Here is a 16,700-nt window from a genome sequence, read left to right on the forward strand (position 1 = left end):
GGGTGTGACGTGCGGTTTATTGGCCGTCGCCCCCGTCATTTTCCAATTATATTCCATAAACGCAAACCAACCGGGGTCGCACAAGTGTTGAGCCAAGGAGTGCGGGAACGGTTCCACATAACGGTGCGAGCGGTCTATCTCAACTCCCGAACGGAGCCTGACAGCGGTAAGCGCGAGGCCGTAAGGCGCGGACGGCTTAGGTGACAATTGCGCTCACGGCACCTCGCATCCGAGCGCTCAATTGCGGGCCATTGGGTATCATTGTCGCCAGACGAGAGGAGCTGCCATGCCAAGGGAGTCAAAGAAGTCTAAGCGAGAGCGCGCCACCGAGATTTGCCGCCGCATGGGCGAGTTGTACCCCGGCGTCAAGAGTGCTCTTGCGTTTGCGAACCCATTTGAGCTGGTAATATGCGTGCTTCTCTCGGCACAGACCACCGATGCCGGCGTGAACCGCGTAACACCCGAGCTCTTCTCGCGTTGGCCGGACGCCGAGTCTATGGCCGCCGCGGACCCGGTGGAGGTTGGTGAGGTCATACACTCCATTGGCTTTTGGCGGGCAAAGTCCAAGCACTGCGTGGAGACGGCGCAGATGATTGTCTCTGACTTTGGCGGAAAGGTTCCGGGGACCATGGAGGAACTCTGCCAGCTGCCTGGCGTGGGGAGAAAGACCGCCAACATCGTGCTTAACAAGGCATTTGGCGTGGTAGACGGCATAGCGGTGGACACTCACGTGTTCCGTCTGGCAACGCGCTTTGGGCTCACCCGCGCAACAACGCCAGCTGCCGCCGAGAAGGACCTTCTCGACGTGATTCCGCGCGAGCTGTGGGGCAACGTCAACGAGGAATGGATCCACTTTGGGCGCGACGTATGCACGGCGCGCTCGCCCAAGTGCGCGGGGTGCCCCATGGCCGACATCTGTCCGAGCGCCGGCCAGCCCGACCGTTACTTCAAGCGGAAGAAGTAGGAGCTTGGCGGCTCGACGGCTCGCGACGTCCTGGTGACGCCGGAAGGCGCGTTTCCGACGCGGTACCGTACGAGAAGGCCCTTCCGGCGAGAATCTGGCGCCCGAACAGGGGTTTTGTACGGGATCCCGTACGTGGAGGCCCTTCGGGCGCCGTTTTCTTGCCCGAGGGCGGTTTTCCGCAGCCACTGCGCACAAAAGGGGCCCTCCGGCGATTGTTCGTCGCCGGAGGGCCGTCTGTGTTGCAATTCTCGCCAAAAGTAGCCTTTTGGCGACAAGCATTAGGAACGCGAGAAGACTGGTGAGTCGCTACCAGCAGCCTATGCGTTGGCGAGCGCCTGGTCGAGGTCGGCGATGATGTCGTCCACGTCCTCGATGCCAATGGAGAGGCGGATGAGGTCCTCGGAGAGGTGTGCAGCCTTGAGCTGCTCGGCCGTAAGTTGGGAGTGCGTGGTGGAGGCAGGGTGGATGATGAGGGACTTGGCATCGCCCACGTTGGCAAGGTGCGTGAAGAGCTTCACGTTGTTCACCACGTTGAGGCCAGCCTCACGGCCGCCCTTGACGCCAAAGACCACTACGCCGCCAAAGCCGTGGTGCAGGATGCGGCTTGCAACCTCATGCGAGGGATCGCCCTCGAGTCCGGAGTAGCGCACCCAGGAGACCTTGGGGTTCTCCTGGAGGTACTTGGCCACAGCGAGTGCGTTGTCGGAGTGGCGCTGGACGCGCAGGGACAGGTCCTCGATGCCAAGGCCAATGAGCTGGGCCGCATACGGAGAGAGCGTAGGACCAAAGTCGCGAAGCTTGTTGGCAAGCACGCGGGTAGCGAAGGGCGCGGCGGGAGCGGCGTCAGCGAAGACGATGCCGTGGTAGGAGGGGTCGGGCTGAGCCAGGGTGTGCCACTTCTCGGGGTCCTGCTTCCAGTTGAACTTGCCGGTGTCGATAACCGCGCCGCCCAGCGTAGCACCGTGACCGCCAATCCACTTGGTGAGGGACTCGATCACGACGGCCGCGCCGTCCTCGGCGGGACGATAGAGGTACGGGGTCGCGAAGGTGTTGTCGACAAAGACGGGCACGGGCGAGGGCAGCGAGTTGGCGGCCTCAACGATGGCGGGAACGTCCGCCACGTCGACCAGGGGGTTGCCGATGGTCTCGACGTACCAAAGCTTGGTCTTGGGAGTGGTGGCAGCAACAAAGGCGTCGATGTCGTTGTTCTCGACGAAGGTGGTCTTCACGCCTAGGTCGCCGAGGGTGTGCAGGAAGATGTTCCAGGTGCCACCGTAGAGCGAGTCGGAGGCAACGATCTCGTCGCCCGCACCCACCAGGTTGGTGAGGGCGAGAATCTCGGCTGCGTGACCAGAGGCGACGGCAACGGCGCCGGTGCCACCCTCGATGGCTGCCACACGGGCGGCTACGGCATCGGTGGTGGTGTTGGTCAGACGGCCGTAGACGTTACCGGGACGGGAGAGGGCGAACTTGGCGGCGCCGTCCTCGGCGTCCTTGAACTCGAATGCAGCGGAAGCATAGACGGGAAGTGCCGCGGAGCCGGTGGTGGGATCGGGGGACCAGCCGGCGTGGACCTGCAGGGTGTTGAAGTGCTTCTCGGGATCCTTGGCGAAGTCGGGGTTGAGTTCGAAAGCCATGATGCTTGCTCCTTGTTTCTCGTAATGCGCTGAAAGTGTGATATCGCAATTGCTGATAGCTGGTGCTTCCGGATGAGCCCGAGCGCGTGGCAACGTCACTGTTGCTCGCGGTCGGGCTAAGGCATCTGCCTGCCCGGAATTGGTTGGTATGTCTGTGTCCTCTCCATGGCTCCCAACTATAGCCACCCACGCGGCGAGAAGGAACCCTCGTAGTTCCACAAGGTTTGGATAGGTTGTTATCGTGCAAACAGATAGCGACGAACTACTGGCTTTCTAACTGGTCATTAAGCCACCGTCGGTGCTTTTTGCAATCCCATACCATATGCTGTCATCGTGAACACTATGCCAGCACCTCCCGCAACCAGACCAACAGAAGGGGCAAGCCATGTGGACCAGAGCAGAACTAAAGGATCGCGGCAAGGCTGCATTCAAGCGTAACTACTGGAAGACGGTCCTCGTCGCCTTCATCCTGTCGTTGCTCACCTACTCGACGTCGCTTTCCCGCGGCTCTTCCGACGCGAGTGGCGAAGGCATCACGGAAGCCGGGCACGCGCTCACAAATCCCACGTCTGCTCTCTCTGCCAACGGTCAGCTGGTCGCAGGCTTCTTCGTAGGCGTTGGGCTTACGGCACTAATTCTCATCGTCATTCTCGGGATCCTGATTGGCGTGTTCCTTGTTCTGCCTCTCCAGGTGGGCTGCCAGCGCTTCCTCTTTCTCAATCTTCGCGAGCCAGCAAACGTGCGAGAGGTTCTCTGGGCATTTGACAGCAACTACCTCAATATCGTGAAGGTCATGTTCTTGAAGGACCTCAAGATCTTCGCATGGGCATTGCTGCTCGTGATTCCCGGCATCGTGAAGGCCTACGAATACCGACTGGTTGACTATCTCCTCGCCGAGAACCCCGCGCTTTCCTCAGCAGAGGCATGCGAGCAGAGCCGCACCCTCATGGACGGCAACAAGTGGAATGCCTTTGTCCTCGACCTCTCGTTTATTGGCTGGAACATCCTTTCGCTCCTCACGCTGGGGCTCGTTGGCCTTTTCTATGCCTCGCCTTACGAGAACAGCACCAACGCCGCGCTGTACGAGGCGCTTCGCTACGGAAGCGGCAGGGCTCCTGCTCTGCCCCAGGAGTAGGGCAGGACTTCTCGTCACGCAGAAAGAGGCGCCCGCCCCGAAGCACGGGACGGGCGCCTCTTGTCTCTCGCTAGATTGGCGAACCCTATGCGGCAAGCGCTAGTAGTTGATCGCCTGCTCCTCGAAGTAGCTCTGCGGGTGGTTGCAGACGGGGCAGACCTTGGGGGCCTCGGGACCAACGTGCAGGTGGCCGCAGTTGAGGCACTTCCAGACCTTGACGCCCGGGCGGTTGAAGACCTCGCCCTTCTCGACGCGCTCGGCGAGCTTGTTGTAGCGCTCCTCGTGGTGCTTCTCGACCTCGCCAACCAGACGGAACTTGGCAGCGATCTCCTTGAAGCCCTCCTCGTCAGCGGTCTCGGCGAAGCCCTTGTACATCTCGGTCCACTCGTAGTTCTCGCCGGCCGCAGCATCCTTGATGTTGGTCAGAGTGTCGGGCACGTCGCCGCCGTGCAGATACTTAAACCAAAGCTTGGCGTGCTCGGACTCGTTGCCAGAGGTCTCGGTGAAGATGTCGGAAATCTGGACGTAGCCCTCCTTCTTGGCCTTGCTGGCGTAGTAGGAGTACTTGCGGCTCGCCTGGGACTCACCTGCGAACGCTGCCTCGAGGTTCTTCTTGGTCTGCGAGTTCTCAAAATCGACTGCCATTACTGCTCCTCTCCTTCCCCCCTCCTTGGGGGAAACATTGGGCCACGAAACCGTGTCCCGCCTGCCTTCGCAGGCGGTTCCCATGGTAGCATCAGGTGCACCAAATGTTACCGTTATTATGACAAAAACCCTCCTTCGAGAGCTCCGTCAGTAACGTCTGGGCATCCGACGCGTCCACACCTCTTCTACCCGCCGCGCGCTCCTCGCGCGAAAGCTCCACAGATAGAGTATCAAGGTCCACGCCGCCTCGCGGGTCTGCTCGGTGAGCGAGGAGGATGCGCAGGACCTCCGCACGCTTTTGCCGGTGGGAGCCCTCGAAGCGCGACTGACGCACGTGCGAGCGCGAGCGGCGCGAGGGGTTGGGGACCGTTGCCTTGAGATGCGCGCCATAGTCGAGAAGGGCGTAGTACCACGTGCGTGGGTCGTCTTCCGCGTTGCTTGCATCCTTGGGGCAGGTGGCACGCACTATGGGCACCAGGGATGCGTCCGCAACGGCATCCTCTTCGGGGAAGAACTCGTGGAGAAGGACGGCGCGCACGTTTGTCTCGAGGTAGACGCCAGGAAGGTCGAAGGCAAACGCGCGAATCCCCGCAGCCGTAGCTGGGCCAATGCCGGGAAGCGCCTTTAGGGCCGCCTCGTCGGACGGCATGCGGCCGCCTGCCGCCGAGACCTCCCGCGCGGCACGCCAGAGCGAGAGAGCGCGCCTGTTGTAACCCAGGCCCTGCCATTCGCCCAGCACGTCCGCGGAATCCGCGGCGGCAAGGGCATCGACCGTGGGGAAGAGTTCAAGCCAGTGCTGCCAGCGACCGTCCACGCGCGAGACCTGCGTCTGCTGGAGCATGACCTCGGAGATCCAGATGGCGTAGGGGTCTCTCGTGCGACGCCATGGCAGGTCGCGGTAGAGTTCACGGCCGCGCAAGAGCACCGTTGCCCTAAATGAGGCGAGTTCCTCCTCCGTGGGCAGGGCACGAGACGAGAAGCCCCTCCCCTCCCCCGAGGTGGCGCCGACTCTCGAGACGCCTGGCATTACTCGGCCGCAGCCTTGGCCTTGCGCTTGTTGCCCACGAGCTTGAACGAACCGGTCATCTGCGGCATCTTCCCCTCCATGACAACCTGGTAGAGGGTCACGGAGTCGAAGTAGGCACGCAGCATGCGCTCGGCGTTGCACCAGACGGGGTTGAAGTGGCACTCGGCCATGCGTGGGCAGGGGCCGCCGTCATCCCCAGCGTAGTCGCAGGCGGCGATGAGGATTGGCCCCTGGACCGCCTCGACGAGCTTGAGGAGCGACGTGGTGCGCGGGTCAACGGCGAGCCTCATGCCACCGTGGGCGCCGCGCGTGCTCTCGACTATGCCCGCAAGGGCAAGGTCGTGCTGGATGGACCGCGCAAACGAGTACGGAACGCCATTGTCCTTCGCGGCAGTGCGCACCGAGACAACGCCGTCCGGGTTCTGGACGAGCGCCGCGAGCATGCGAAGCGCGTAATCAGTCTTTCTCGAGATCTCCATTGCAACCTCCTGGCAGCCCGATGGGCTAACCCTTCCTCCGGCTCGTCTTTGCGGGAGAGTCCCCCCAGTTGAGTACCTCCCAGCCGTGCTGTCGCGCCAACTTCTTGAGCGTCTCCCCCGGACACACGGCATATCCCTTGGCTGCCGCCGAGAGAAGCGCGGCATCCGTGTGGTGGTCGCCATAGGCATACGAAAGCGCCCAGGTCCCCCGGCCGAGGTGGGCGTCTGCCCAACGCGTGACTGCGGCGACCTTCTCGGGCCCCTGCACCACCGTGCCTTCGACGCGACCCGTGTAGTTGCCGTCGGAATCGCGCTCCATGCCGGTGGCGATGTAGTCATCCACCCCAAGGGCCTTTGCGGCGTCCGCCGCTATGGGCTCGAACGTCGCCGAGACGAGCAGCGCAACGCAGCCCTCTGCGCGACGCTTGGCAACCTCCGCCGCGACCTCCGGACGGTAGCGGTCCTTGAGGACGTCCTGGTAGAACTCGTGCATGATCTTGTCGATATCCCGGTGGCTCAGGTCCTCGAGCGCGCCAAAGACCAGCTCGCGCGCCTCGTCCTGACTCTGGGGAAGATGCAACTTGTAGCGCAGCCCCCACAGACCGAGGGCAAGGGCACGAGGGATGGACATGAGCCCATGCCGCCACAGGTACACCGAGAAGAGAGCACCGGACTGACCGTCGATGGACGTGCCGTCGAAGTCAAATACCGCGAGCTTCGTCTTTCTCTGCGGTTGCGCGCTGTCGTCTGTAGAAGCGAGCATGCTGTGCGTCTCCATGGTGCAATTGGGAATCGTATCGTACCAATGATACCAGTGCGAAAACGGTATGGGACGAATTGTACTATTAGCCATAGCAATTCGACGTTTGTTGTCCGGTAGTTGTTGGCACGCCGTCCAGCACGACAGGTCGGGTCAGGGCACCAGGCTGCGGCGGCATAATCTCTTGAGTAATCCACACATAAGAAAGGAGCCCCTTTCGGGGCTCCTTGAGTTCACAATGGCGGGATATGCGGGGCTCGAACCCGCGACCTCCGACGTGACAGGCCGGCGCTCTAACCAGCTGAGCTAATACCCCACGCGCGTTGTGCGGGAGCTATTATACGCAGAGGACGCGGTATCTGTCTAGCAAGAATTTGAGGAAGTTTTGTGGGGCTGGCTGGGCACACGAAGCCGGGGACGCCGACCCGGGCCCCACCCTGATGGGGCGCAGCCCTTCCTGCAAACGGCCACCTTGGCGCGGCCTGACGCGGGACGCCGCTAGACGCGGGATTTGGACGTTTGAGTGGGGTTAACCGTCCGGAATCCGCGAGCACTTCTATCGGCGCGGCTACCTACTCAAGAGCGATGTCCGTGGTGGCACCCGTCGAATCCGTCACGTGGACCACCGAGCCGTCAAGCGTGGCCGTGGAGATGGTCCCCCTGCCCGTGATGGCATTGCCCGAGGAATCGGCAACCGCCATGGGCGCGGAGTCACCGCCAATCGTGTAGGCCACCACGTCCCAGGTGCCGTCCGACTTGTTCTCGGGCACGACGATGACCGAGTTGTAGAGGATGAGCGAGACGGGCGTCCCCCTCACGGTGAACTCCTGGGTCTTGTTGCCCTTGGAGTCCGAGGCGATAACCGCATACGTCCCGTCCCCGGTGGCCTCGAGGGAGTACGAGACCCCCTGATAGGTAACGGACCCGTCTGCGGTGGTCTGGACCTGCTGCGGCTCCTCCACGCCAGCTGCAGGCTCCTGCGGCTGGGGGTTGTCCTGCGCGGCAAGGAAGGTGACAACCGCCACAATGGCGAGAATAACGAAGAGACCCACCACGCCGGCAATGACGAGCAGGACGAACTTAGGGTTGACGGGCTTGCGTTCCGGCTCCTTTCCGTACCTCGGCCGGTTGCGTCCGCGAAGGCGACGGCTGCGAGAACGCTCGGCGGCGCGGTCGCGCGCGATGTCGGCAGCCTCGGCCGCGTTGTCGCGTGTGGTCACGCGGGCTCCCTGGCCTGCTGAGAGGGTCTTGAGGGAGCCCGCGGGTACGGCACTTTGGCGAGGGGCGGAGCCATCGTCGACGTCCTCGGGGACCGCGTGCGCGCCGGTCCTGGAGACGCCACCGGCGGCATGCCTGTCCGTGACATGCGCGGAACGCCTGTACTTCTCGTCATTGGATGCGTAGCTCATCTCGTCTCCCCTGCGGTTTTCGCCCGCTCTCATCCTAGCCCACCGGGCGGCTACACCTCGCGACGCGCTTCGATGGCGCGGCCAAGCGTCACCTCGTCGGCATACTCGAGGTCCCCGCCAACCGGCAGTCCGCTTGCAAGGCGGGACACGCGCACGCCCAAGGGTCGGATAATCCGCGAGAGGTACGTGGCCGTTGTCTCGCCCTCGACGTCCGGGTTGGTGGCGAGAATGACCTCCTGGACCTCGCCCGAAGCCAGACGCGCAAGCAGCTCCTTCACGTGGAGCTGCTCCGGACCGATCTTGTCCATGGGCGAGATGACGCCCCCAAGCACGTGGTAGAGGCCGTGGTAGCTGCCCGTCCGCTCGATGGCAGAGACGTCGCGCGGCTCGGAGACCACGCAGATGGTCGTGCGGTCGCGCGAGGCGTCCGAGCACACGTCGCAGGTGTCGCGCGTGGCGTAGCTAAAGCAGATCGGGCAGAAGTGGACCTGCTCCTTTACCTCGAGAATGGCAGTTGCAAGCCTGCGCGCCTCCTCCGCGTCGGCCTCGAGGAGGTAGTACGCGATGCGCTGGGCGGACTTTGGGCCAATGCCCGGGAGCCTGCCCAGCTCGTCGAGGAGGCGCTGCAGCGCGTGCCCGTCGTTGAGCTGGTTCATCCCTAGAAGAGCCCCGGGATGTTGAAGCCGCCGGTGACGGCGCTCATGGCCTTCTCGGTTGCAGACTCCGCCTGCTCGAGGGCGTCGTTCACGGCGGCGAGAATCATGTCCTGCAGCATGTCGACGTCTTCGGGGTCAAGGGCCTGCGGGTTGATGACGATCGAGGTGATGCGCAGGTCGCCCGTGGCCGTGACCTTGACCGTGCCGCCGCCGGCCGAGGCAGACACCTCGGTGGCCGCCGCCTGCTGCTGCGCGGCGGCGAGCTGCTCCTGCATCTTGCGGGCCTGGGCCATCATCTGGTTGCGGTTCATGCCGCCCATGTTGTAGCCGCCTCTGGGTCCCTTGGACATACGTTCCTCCTGGTTGTTGGTAGATGTGCTTGCTGATGATATTGCCGGCGAGCCGCGTTGGCTAGTCCGTGCCCTCGCCGTCCGAGGCGGAAGGAGCATCGGGCTCGTCTGGCTTCACGACCACGGAGCCGCCGAAGGCGTCCTCGAGCATCGCGGCGATGTTCGCGAACTCCTCCGTGAGGACCGGGGCATCGTCGGCCGGGGGTGTGTCGGGTGGGGCCGGCTTTGGCGCAGGCTTGGGGGCCGGAGCTGGCTGCGGGGCCGGAGCTGGCTGCGGGGCCGGCCGGGGGGCAGGCGCTGACTGCGGGGCGGGAGCCGACGCAGGCGCGTCAAAGCCCGCGTCCTCCTCGTAGGCAGACGCGTCTGCATCGCTGTAGGGCACCTGCTCGACTACGGGCGGCTCGGGAGCCGGCGCGGGCTGGCTCGTTGCGGGCTCAACGGGATCCCATGGCATGGGGTAGGGCGAAGGCGTCTGCTGCGGGGCGGGAGCAGGCTGTGGGACTGGAGCCGGTTGCGGCACGGGCGTCATCGGGTGGGGCGCCGTTGCAGCGCGGTCGGACTGGGCAATTGCCTGGCTGGAGAGGCTCGACTCAACGAAGAGGACCTCGCGCGGGCCAAAGACGCTCGCGACGATGGGCAGGTAGAGCTCGCGGACGTCGGCGCGCTCGAGCATGCGGGCCGCGAAGTGCGAGCCCGTTGGCAGGGAAACGGTGAGCTTGGCGCCGTCGTCAGAGACGATGCTGGAGTTGAGAAGCAGCGAGCCTCTGGACGCAGACTTGGACATGAGTCCCTCGGTGACGCGCTTCCAGTTGCGCTGCAGCGTTGCGCCGTCCGTGACGGGAACCCCAGCAGCAGGCGCGGGAGCTGGGCGCGGCGCGGGCGCGGGCCGTGGCGCCGGGGCGGGCTGTGGCGCCGAGTGCTGAGCGGGAGCCGAGGCGGGCGCAGGCGTTGGGGCTGGCATCGGGTTCGGGACCGGCTGCGGGACCGGCTGCGGTGCCGGAGTCTGCACCGGCTGAGGGGGGGGAGCCGGCCTCGGGGCCGGTGCAGGCGCAACGGGCTGCGGAGAAGGCGATGCCGACGGCTGGGCCGCTGACATCGCAGCCGGTGCGTGCGTCGGTGCCGCAGCGGGCATCGCAGCCACGCGACCTGGTGCCGAAAGCGCGGCAACCTGCCGCTCGAGGCCCTCAATCCTCTCGGCCAACGACTCCAGCGTGAGGTCCGACTCGGGCCGGGCGATTCTCGTAAGCGCAATCTCAAGAACGAGGCGCTGGTTGGTAGCGGTGCGCATCTCGCTTGAGGCCTCGCCCAGGATGGAGAGCACGCGCGCGATGCGGTCGGTCGAGCCAAACGCGGCGGCCTCGCCCGAGAGACTTGCGAGCTCCTCGGGCGACGCGGCGATCACCTTGGACGGGTCCCCCACCACCGCGGTCACGTATACGTCGCGCATGCGAGAAGCAAGCTCGCGGGTGAACTGCAGCAGGTCGCGCCCCTCGGCAGCAAGCTTGGAGACCTCCTCGAAGAGCGACGCCGCGTCCCTCTCGGCAACTGCCTTTGTGACATTGCCGAGAACGGCGCCGTTGGCCTCGCCAAAGAGGTCTTGGGTGGCAGAGAGTGTGATTGCCCCATCGCCAAAGACCGAGACCTGCTCGAGCGAGGTAAGCGCGTCTCGCATGCCTCCACGCGCATGGCGCACGATAAGCTCAAGCGCAGCGTCCTCGTAGGTGAAGCCCTCCTGCGAGCACACGTATGCCAGGTGGGCCTGCATCTCGTTGGGGCCAATGGCGTGGAAGTCAAAGCGCTGGACGCGCGAGAGGATCGTGGCCAGGATCTTTTGCGGGTCGGTGGTGCACATGATGAAGACCACGTGGCTCGGGGGCTCCTCGAGCGTCTTGAGCAGCGCGTTGAACGCCGCCGGCGTGAGCATGTGGACCTCGTCGATGATGTAGACCTTGTAGCTGCCGCGCACGGGAGCGTAGTTGACGCGGCTGATGATCTCCTCGCGGACGTTGTCGACGCCCGTGCGGGAGGCGGCGTCGAGCTCAAGCACGTCCGGATGCTCGCCGGCTGCGATGAGCTGGCACTCCTCGCAGGTGCCGTCGGGCAGGTGACCTGCGCCGCGTTGGCACATGAGGGCCTTTGCCAGGATGCGCGCCATGGTGGTCTTGCCGGTGCCGCGCGGGCCGCAGAAGAGGTACGCATGGCTCACCTTGCCCTCGAGAACCGCGCGCTTGAGGGTCTCGACCACGTGTTCCTGGCCAACAACCTCTTCGAACGTCTTTGGGCGGTACTTCGTGTAGAGCGATTCCATGGGACCTCCGCGCCTCTTGCCTGAGAGTCCCAGTATACCCGCGGGCATTGGGGATGGGCCATGCTCCACCGCGTCACCTTGAACCGCGGGGGCTGGCGCTTGTCGCTCGCGGTGCCGTGCCCCCGCGAGAGTAGCGCAGCGGAGAAAAACGCACCTCCGGCGAGAAACGCGCGCCAAAGCAGGTGTCTCGTACGGAATTCCGCCTGAAGTGGGCCTTCCGGCGTCGTTTTCTCGCCGGAGGGCGCATCTGCGCAGCGGTGGCGTACGGAACCTTCCCTTCGGCGTCATTTCGGCGCCGGAGGGCGCTTCTCGTACGGAATCCCGTCGGAGACCGCCGCTTCGGCGTCAATTCCTCGCCGGAGGGCGGGCTTTCGCAGCAAGTGCGTACGAGACCGCCGCTGCGGCGTCATTTTCTCGCCGGAAGCACGATAGTGACGGCAAAGCGGTCCCCCTGCGCTCGCATGGTCATCGAACCACCGTAGCGCTCAACGATCTGGCGCATGGAGCGCGTGCCGAACCCGTGGTTAAACGGGTCTCCCTTGGTAGAAACCGGCAGCCCGTCCTCGAAGCGAGCCTTTCCGTCGAAGTAGTTCTCCTCATGGATCACCGCCATGTCGCCGCGCCGAGAGACGACGAGGCTGATCGTCTTTCTCTCCGCACCGTCCAGCCGGCGCGCCGCCTCGATGGCGTTGTCCAGGAGGTTGCCAAAGAGCGAGTACAGATCCGCAGGCGAGAGGCCCAGGAGCACCGCACCGTCGGCAATGCAGGTGAGGCGAATCCCTTCTCGCTCGCACAGCAAGCGCTTCTCGCTGAGGATGGTGTCAAGCGCCTCGTTTCCGGTCTTCACCTTGGAGTCGTAGATGCGAACCTCCTGCGCAAGGTCCTCGAGGGCGCCCTTCTCGACCGCCACCCCACCCTGCTCGAGATGACGAATCTGGTGGCGGATGTCATGGCACTTGATGTTGATGGCGTCAATCGTGTCCTTGGAGAGCTGGTACTGGCGCTCTTCGTCGGAGCGAACGCGCTGCATCACGGCAATGTCCTGCTCAAGGTGCTTGTTGTAGAGCAGCTCGAACTCCATCCAGAGCACGAATGCGCAGGTGGCAAAGTGGACGCCCCTGTACAACACCACCACGTGCATGGGCACGCCAAAGCCCAGCAGGTAGCACTTGTTGGCAAGGTCGAAGGCCAGGCAGACGAGCAGGACCATCATCACGACGAGAAGCGCGGAGCCCCCATGGACGGGCGAGAAGCCATACTGCTCGACCTTGCGAAGAATCGTCTGGTGGCACACCGCATACACCACGGCGCACAGGCCGACCATTCCCAGGAGGGTGAAGCCCCAGGTGTCGACCGGCACCCCCATGGGGACCAGGATGGTGCGCACGAGACCATCGAGGCCACTGGCAATGTTCTGCATGATGTAGGCCGCCGAGACGCAGAAGAGCGCCGCCTGCGGCGGAGCGTCAAAGAGGAGAAGGACCAGCACATAGCAGAGAAGGATCACAAGCGAGAAGGTGACGAGCTGGGTCACAAACAGGACGTCGATGATTGCTGGCCACGAAAGATCCGCCGGCACAAAGGGGAGAGACTCGAGCGACGAACCCAAAATCGTCATCACCGCGACAAACGCAACCGTGACGCACGTCGCAACGACCGCGCGCCAGGCGAAGCCCTCCCTCCTCGGCAAGCTGCGGGCGAACAGCCACATGGCGACGGCGATCTGCACGGTCGTGAGGATGGGGCTGGCAAGGTAGGGGACGTTAGAGCTGAGAAACCCCATCAGAAGCTGCCTCCCAGGTAGTCGGTGATTGTCGCAAGGGCCGCCTTGTGCTTGGGCCGGCTGAAGAAGAGATTCTCCCCCGTGGTCACGCGAACGCAGTCACGCTGCACGGCGCAGATATGCCCCATGTTGACCAGGCAGCTGTTCGAGATGCGCACAAAGCTCTCCTCGGGGAGCTGCTCGGTGGCCTTGGTAAGGCTTCCGCGCAGCGAGACGATCTCTCCGCTTGCGAGGTGGTAGCTCAGGTCATGGCCGAGAATGTCAACGAACACAAGGTCAGATATGGGGAAGATGCGCATTCCGTCGCGGGTGACGATGGTGACCTTGTCGGCCCTCCCCCGCCGCGCTATGCGAAGTGCCCGGTCGAGCCTAAGGGCGAAGTCGTAGTACTCGACCGGCTTGACGATGAAGTCCAGGGCGTCGACCTGGTAGCCCTTCACGGCGTACTGCGCGAGGTCGGTCACGAAGATCAGCGGCGTCTGGGTATCGTAGCTGCGCAGGAGCTGCGCCGCCTCCATGCCGTTGATGCCGGGAAGGCCAATGTCCATGAAGATGAGGTCGTAGGGGTTGTGGTCCTCGGGGAGTTCCATGGCGGTGGAGACGGTCGTGACCTGGAACTCCTCGGAGTGCTCTTGTCCATAGTGGGCCAGCATGCGCCTGAGCGCTTGGGCATCGGACGCCCTGTCCTCGACAATGAGTACCTTGAACATGGCGCCCTCCATCGCTCCCCCAAAAGCTCCTTCCTCTTGAGTGTATTTCACCTGAAAGCAAGGCACGCCCGGCATGCGCATGATGCCGGGCGTGCGGTAGTGCGACTGCTAGCGCGTGACTGTCTCGGGCTTGGTCAGCGGCGCGACCTTGTAGGTCTTGGTGCGGTCGTCGTCGATGACGCCGGACCAGTTGAGACCGAAGCAGAAGTCGTACGCGTTGCCCTCGGAGTCCACGTAGGGATCGAGGTCGCGGGGCACGTCCTCGAGGGAGGCCTCGACGGTGTCCATGTCCTTGGGCATCTGGCACGGAAGCAGGCCGGAGGGCTCCACCTCTCCTTTGAGAATCCTGGCGTACGCCTTGCCAAAGTTGCGGCCAGAAGAGGCCCACGACCAAAGGATGACATCCGCCGCCTGCTCGAATTCGTAGAAGCACTGGGCGTTGTTGGTGCCCTCGACAATCACGATGAGTTTGGCATCGGCGGGAAGCGCGGCACGGGTGTTAAGCACCATGTCGAGGTCGCTCTCGTTGGAAGCGGTGACCGACTTGCCGTAGTACGAGCGGTTCTCCTTGGTCCCGTCCTCAAGCGTATCGCCGGCGAGAGAGACGCGGCGTACGTTGGGGCCATCTGCAGTATAGGGGCGATACTGCAGCGAGATGGGCAGGTACTTTTGGTCCTCGGGAACGGGCTCTTTCGAGAACATCCCGCCTCCGCCCTCGCCGGCGCCTGTGTTGGGGCTGGCGATGACGAGAATCGCGTACTTGCAATCGGCAAGCTGATCAGCCGTCGCGCGAATGCAGTCGGACTCCTGGTAGACCTTCTTACTCGTATCTACCTGAGCGGCCATGGGGCCAAAGGCCTGCGGCTCGCCCGTTGGCTCGCCGACCGTGTCGGTCACGACGTCAAAGAGCTCGTTCGCCGCGGTCTCGTCGATGGCAAGCGAGAAGCTCGCACTTCCGCCGCCGAACATCCCGCCACCGGAGAGCTTCTGGGGGATATAGCACTTGGGCTTACCGGTGATGCCCTGCTTTGAGATAACGTTGCCCTTGTTCTTGAGCATGACGATGGCCTTGTTGGACGCTTCCTGGCCAAACGCCGCAGCGTCGGAGTCCTCGAGGACCTCCTTGGCCTTGCTTGAGTCGTTGTAGGGGTTATCGAAGAGCTGGACGTCGTTCATGACCGTGAAGATGCGGCGGGCGGAGGTGCGCACGCGAGCCAGAGCGGCATCCTCGCCATTGTCCTTGGCATACAGGGCGTAACCGTCCTTTGCCACGTCAGGAGCCCAGTCGCCGCCAATCTGGTCAACCCCGGCGTCGAGAATCTTCTCGAAGCGCTCCGGCTCGGTGAGGTTGGCAACTGTTCCAAAGCAGCGGTCGCCAAAGTCGGTCGCGCGCAGGATCTGCCAGTCGGTGGTGATCATGCCATCCCAGCCTGCGGTTTCGCGCAGAATATCGAGGGCCTTCTTGTTGTAGGCGCCTCCGACGATCTCGCCGTACTCCCCGTCATCGCTGTAGGCGATGCCGTAGTTGGGCATGATTGCGGCCATTTCGCCGGTCTCGCCGTCGAGGTGCATCCCACCGTCGATAAACGGTATGAGGTGGGCATCGTAGTTATCGCCGGGGAAGACATCGTACTTGCCTGCGTCGTTGTGATCATTACGGCCGCCTTCCGCAGCGCCGGGGCCGCAGTAGTGCTTGAGCATGCAGGCAACGGAGTCGGTGCCCCAGCCAAGGTCGTTGCCACCGTCATCGGTGGTCGACTGCATGGCGCCAACGAAGGCCTTGGTCATGTCTCGGTTCACTGCGGGGTCCTCGCACATGGAACCACCGAGGCGGGTCCACACCACATTCGTGCCGATATCCACCTGGGGGCCAAGGTTTACGCGGGCGCCCGTAGCGCGCCAAGCCCTGCCGGTGTACATGCCGGCCTTCTTCCAAAGTTCAGGGTCCATGGCCGAGGTAAGGCAGTGGTTGTCAGGGATGTCGTAGAGCTGGTAAGGGTCAGTCGAGTTCATGTACGGAATGCCCCAACCGCCGTTCTTCTCGCAGTACTCCTGGACGGCATTGATCCACTTGATGTCCGACGCAAAGGAGTCGAGGTTCGAGTTTGCGCGAGAGACACCGGCACGCATGCCCTCGTTGAGCTTCTCGGTGGAGTCGTCGTCGAGCGGAGCGGTGGCGCTCATCATGCCATCGTGGAACATGAGGGGCAGGATCTCCTCGGCGGTGAGCTGATCGGCCAGCGAGGCCGCGCGGTCTGCTCCGCTCTGGCGCCAGTCCTCGTAGAAGTCCAGCTTGCCGTTGCCGTTCATGTCCTTGAAGGCCAGGCCGTCCACCTGGATGATCTTCGAGGTGTCCATGACGCCCAGCTCGGCGCCGCCGTCCGGGTTGGTGTAGCGGGTCCAGCCGTCGCGGGTCTCCTCGCTCGTCCACTTTGCCTGGACGTCGGAGCCGTCCGGGTCGATGGGGTACTTGTCGGCAGTAGGCAGCGAGGCCGCGGCGTCCTTCTCGCCCGACGGCCCTGCTGAGCAGCCCGCCAGCCCCGCGAGCGCGGCGGCAGCCGCGGACCCCGCAAGGAAGTTCCTTCTCGTTACGCTTCTCTCCTCCATGGTTCCCTCCTGTTTGGACTTCCCTTCCCTGCCCCGCATGGGGGGCCTTCAGGAATAGTTAAGAGGGTGGGGAGGGCCGCCTCGCCCCGGCTGTCATAGCCTGCGGCGCCGGTGCCGCGGATTGCGGGGGTGCGCCGCTCGCCGACGGGCGAGCGGCACGTGGCACGGGCTGAGAGGGCAGGACCCCGGCACCAGGCGCGGCGCCGGGGTCCACAGGCAGGGGCGGGAAG

14 protein-coding genes and 1 tRNA gene are annotated in these 16,700 nt (G+C 64.0%); 2 read left to right on the forward strand and 13 right to left on the reverse strand.

The genetic code is table 11. From position 1 onward, the window contains the following. Positions 1 to 286: 286 nt before the first annotated feature. Complete coding sequence (gene nth, locus BT122_RS02660) at positions 287 to 964, forward strand: endonuclease III (RefSeq protein WP_072354463.1); 678 nt, start codon at positions 287 to 289, stop codon at positions 962 to 964. Positions 965 to 1,281: 317 nt separating this feature from the next. On the opposite strand, the gene BT122_RS02665 is transcribed toward nth, so the two are convergent. Continuing rightward, complete coding sequence (locus tag BT122_RS02665) at positions 1,282 to 2,601, reverse strand: O-acetylhomoserine aminocarboxypropyltransferase/cysteine synthase family protein (protein WP_059052781.1); 1,320 nt, start codon at positions 2,599 to 2,601, stop codon at positions 1,282 to 1,284. A 385-nt stretch (positions 2,602 to 2,986) separates the two neighbouring features. Between BT122_RS02665 and BT122_RS02670 the strand changes: the two genes are divergently transcribed. Beyond that, complete coding sequence (locus BT122_RS02670; protein ID WP_072354464.1) at positions 2,987 to 3,736, forward strand: DUF975 family protein; 750 nt, start codon at positions 2,987 to 2,989, stop codon at positions 3,734 to 3,736. Positions 3,737 to 3,835: 99 nt separating this feature from the next. On the opposite strand, the gene rbr is transcribed toward BT122_RS02670, so the two are convergent. The 12 genes from rbr to BT122_RS02730 form a co-directional block, all read right to left on the reverse strand. After that, complete coding sequence (rbr, locus tag BT122_RS02675) at positions 3,836 to 4,381, reverse strand: rubrerythrin (protein ID WP_059052776.1); 546 nt, start codon at positions 4,379 to 4,381, stop codon at positions 3,836 to 3,838. 91 nt (positions 4,382 to 4,472) lie between these two features. Further along, complete coding sequence (locus BT122_RS02680; protein WP_083432267.1) at positions 4,473 to 5,408, reverse strand: HhH-GPD family protein; 936 nt, start codon at positions 5,406 to 5,408, stop codon at positions 4,473 to 4,475. After that, positions 5,408 to 5,887, reverse strand: coding sequence for an RrF2 family transcriptional regulator (locus BT122_RS02685; protein ID WP_072354465.1), 480 nt, complete (start codon positions 5,885 to 5,887; stop codon positions 5,408 to 5,410). The genes BT122_RS02680 and BT122_RS02685 overlap by 1 nt, the downstream gene beginning before the upstream one ends. 25 nt (positions 5,888 to 5,912) lie before the next feature. Beyond that, complete coding sequence (locus BT122_RS02690) at positions 5,913 to 6,650, reverse strand: HAD family hydrolase (protein ID WP_143189948.1); 738 nt, start codon at positions 6,648 to 6,650, stop codon at positions 5,913 to 5,915. A gap of 236 nt (positions 6,651 to 6,886) precedes the next feature. Then, positions 6,887 to 6,963: transfer RNA gene (locus BT122_RS02695), tRNA-Asp, on the reverse strand. A gap of 256 nt (positions 6,964 to 7,219) precedes the next feature. Continuing rightward, a complete protein-coding gene (locus tag BT122_RS02700) occupies positions 7,220 to 8,056 on the reverse strand; it encodes a hypothetical protein (protein WP_072354467.1) in 837 nt (278 codons plus the stop codon). 50 nt (positions 8,057 to 8,106) lie between these two features. Next, on the reverse strand, positions 8,107 to 8,712 hold the full coding sequence (gene recR, locus BT122_RS02705) for a recombination mediator RecR (protein ID WP_072354468.1): 606 nt from the start codon (positions 8,710 to 8,712) through the stop codon (positions 8,107 to 8,109). 2 nt (positions 8,713 to 8,714) lie between these two features. After that, a complete protein-coding gene (locus BT122_RS02710) occupies positions 8,715 to 9,062 on the reverse strand; it encodes a YbaB/EbfC family nucleoid-associated protein (protein WP_286130286.1) in 348 nt (115 codons plus the stop codon). Positions 9,063 to 9,123: 61 nt separating this feature from the next. Continuing rightward, entirely contained in the window at positions 9,124 to 11,370 is a 2,247-nt protein-coding gene (gene dnaX / locus BT122_RS02715; RefSeq protein WP_072354469.1) for a DNA polymerase III subunit gamma/tau, read from the reverse strand. Positions 11,371 to 11,776: 406 nt separating this feature from the next. Continuing rightward, positions 11,777 to 13,153, reverse strand: coding sequence for an ATP-binding protein (locus BT122_RS02720; RefSeq protein WP_072354470.1), 1,377 nt, complete (start codon positions 13,151 to 13,153; stop codon positions 11,777 to 11,779). Beyond that, positions 13,153 to 13,863, reverse strand: coding sequence for a LytR/AlgR family response regulator transcription factor (locus BT122_RS02725; RefSeq protein WP_072354612.1), 711 nt, complete (start codon positions 13,861 to 13,863; stop codon positions 13,153 to 13,155). Before BT122_RS02725 ends, BT122_RS02720 begins: the two co-directional genes overlap by 1 nt. Before the next feature lie 108 nt (positions 13,864 to 13,971). Further along, positions 13,972 to 16,470, reverse strand: coding sequence for a glycoside hydrolase family 3 N-terminal domain-containing protein (locus BT122_RS02730; protein WP_072354471.1), 2,499 nt, complete (start codon positions 16,468 to 16,470; stop codon positions 13,972 to 13,974). Positions 16,471 to 16,700 lie beyond the last annotated feature (230 nt).

The organism is Olsenella sp. kh2p3, assembly GCA_900119625.1.
Classification (GTDB): domain Bacteria; phylum Actinomycetota; class Coriobacteriia; order Coriobacteriales; family Atopobiaceae; genus Tractidigestivibacter.

Bases quoted from the DNA above. Each gene is read 5' to 3' on its own strand.
- nth (WP_072354463.1), top strand. From the start codon at position 287: ATGCCAAGGGAGTCAAAGAAGTCTAAGCGAGAGCGCGCCACCGAGATT.
- BT122_RS02665 (WP_059052781.1), bottom strand. From the start codon at position 2,601: ATGGCTTTCGAACTCAACCCCGACTTCGCCAAGGATCCCGAGAAGCAC.
- BT122_RS02670 (WP_072354464.1), top strand. From the start codon at position 2,987: ATGTGGACCAGAGCAGAACTAAAGGATCGCGGCAAGGCTGCATTCAAG.
- rbr (WP_059052776.1), bottom strand. From the start codon at position 4,381: ATGGCAGTCGATTTTGAGAACTCGCAGACCAAGAAGAACCTCGAGGCA.
- BT122_RS02680 (WP_083432267.1), bottom strand. From the start codon at position 5,408: ATGCCAGGCGTCTCGAGAGTCGGCGCCACCTCGGGGGAGGGGAGGGGC.
- BT122_RS02685 (WP_072354465.1), bottom strand. From the start codon at position 5,887: ATGGAGATCTCGAGAAAGACTGATTACGCGCTTCGCATGCTCGCGGCG.
- BT122_RS02690 (WP_143189948.1), bottom strand. From the start codon at position 6,650: ATGCTCGCTTCTACAGACGACAGCGCGCAACCGCAGAGAAAGACGAAG.
- BT122_RS02700 (WP_072354467.1), bottom strand. From the start codon at position 8,056: ATGAGCTACGCATCCAATGACGAGAAGTACAGGCGTTCCGCGCATGTC.
- recR (WP_072354468.1), bottom strand. From the start codon at position 8,712: ATGAACCAGCTCAACGACGGGCACGCGCTGCAGCGCCTCCTCGACGAG.
- BT122_RS02710 (WP_286130286.1), bottom strand. From the start codon at position 9,062: ATGTCCAAGGGACCCAGAGGCGGCTACAACATGGGCGGCATGAACCGC.
- dnaX (WP_072354469.1), bottom strand. From the start codon at position 11,370: ATGGAATCGCTCTACACGAAGTACCGCCCAAAGACGTTCGAAGAGGTT.
- BT122_RS02720 (WP_072354470.1), bottom strand. From the start codon at position 13,153: ATGGGGTTTCTCAGCTCTAACGTCCCCTACCTTGCCAGCCCCATCCTC.
- BT122_RS02725 (WP_072354612.1), bottom strand. From the start codon at position 13,863: ATGTTCAAGGTACTCATTGTCGAGGACAGGGCGTCCGATGCCCAAGCG.
- BT122_RS02730 (WP_072354471.1), bottom strand. From the start codon at position 16,470: ATGGAGGAGAGAAGCGTAACGAGAAGGAACTTCCTTGCGGGGTCCGCG.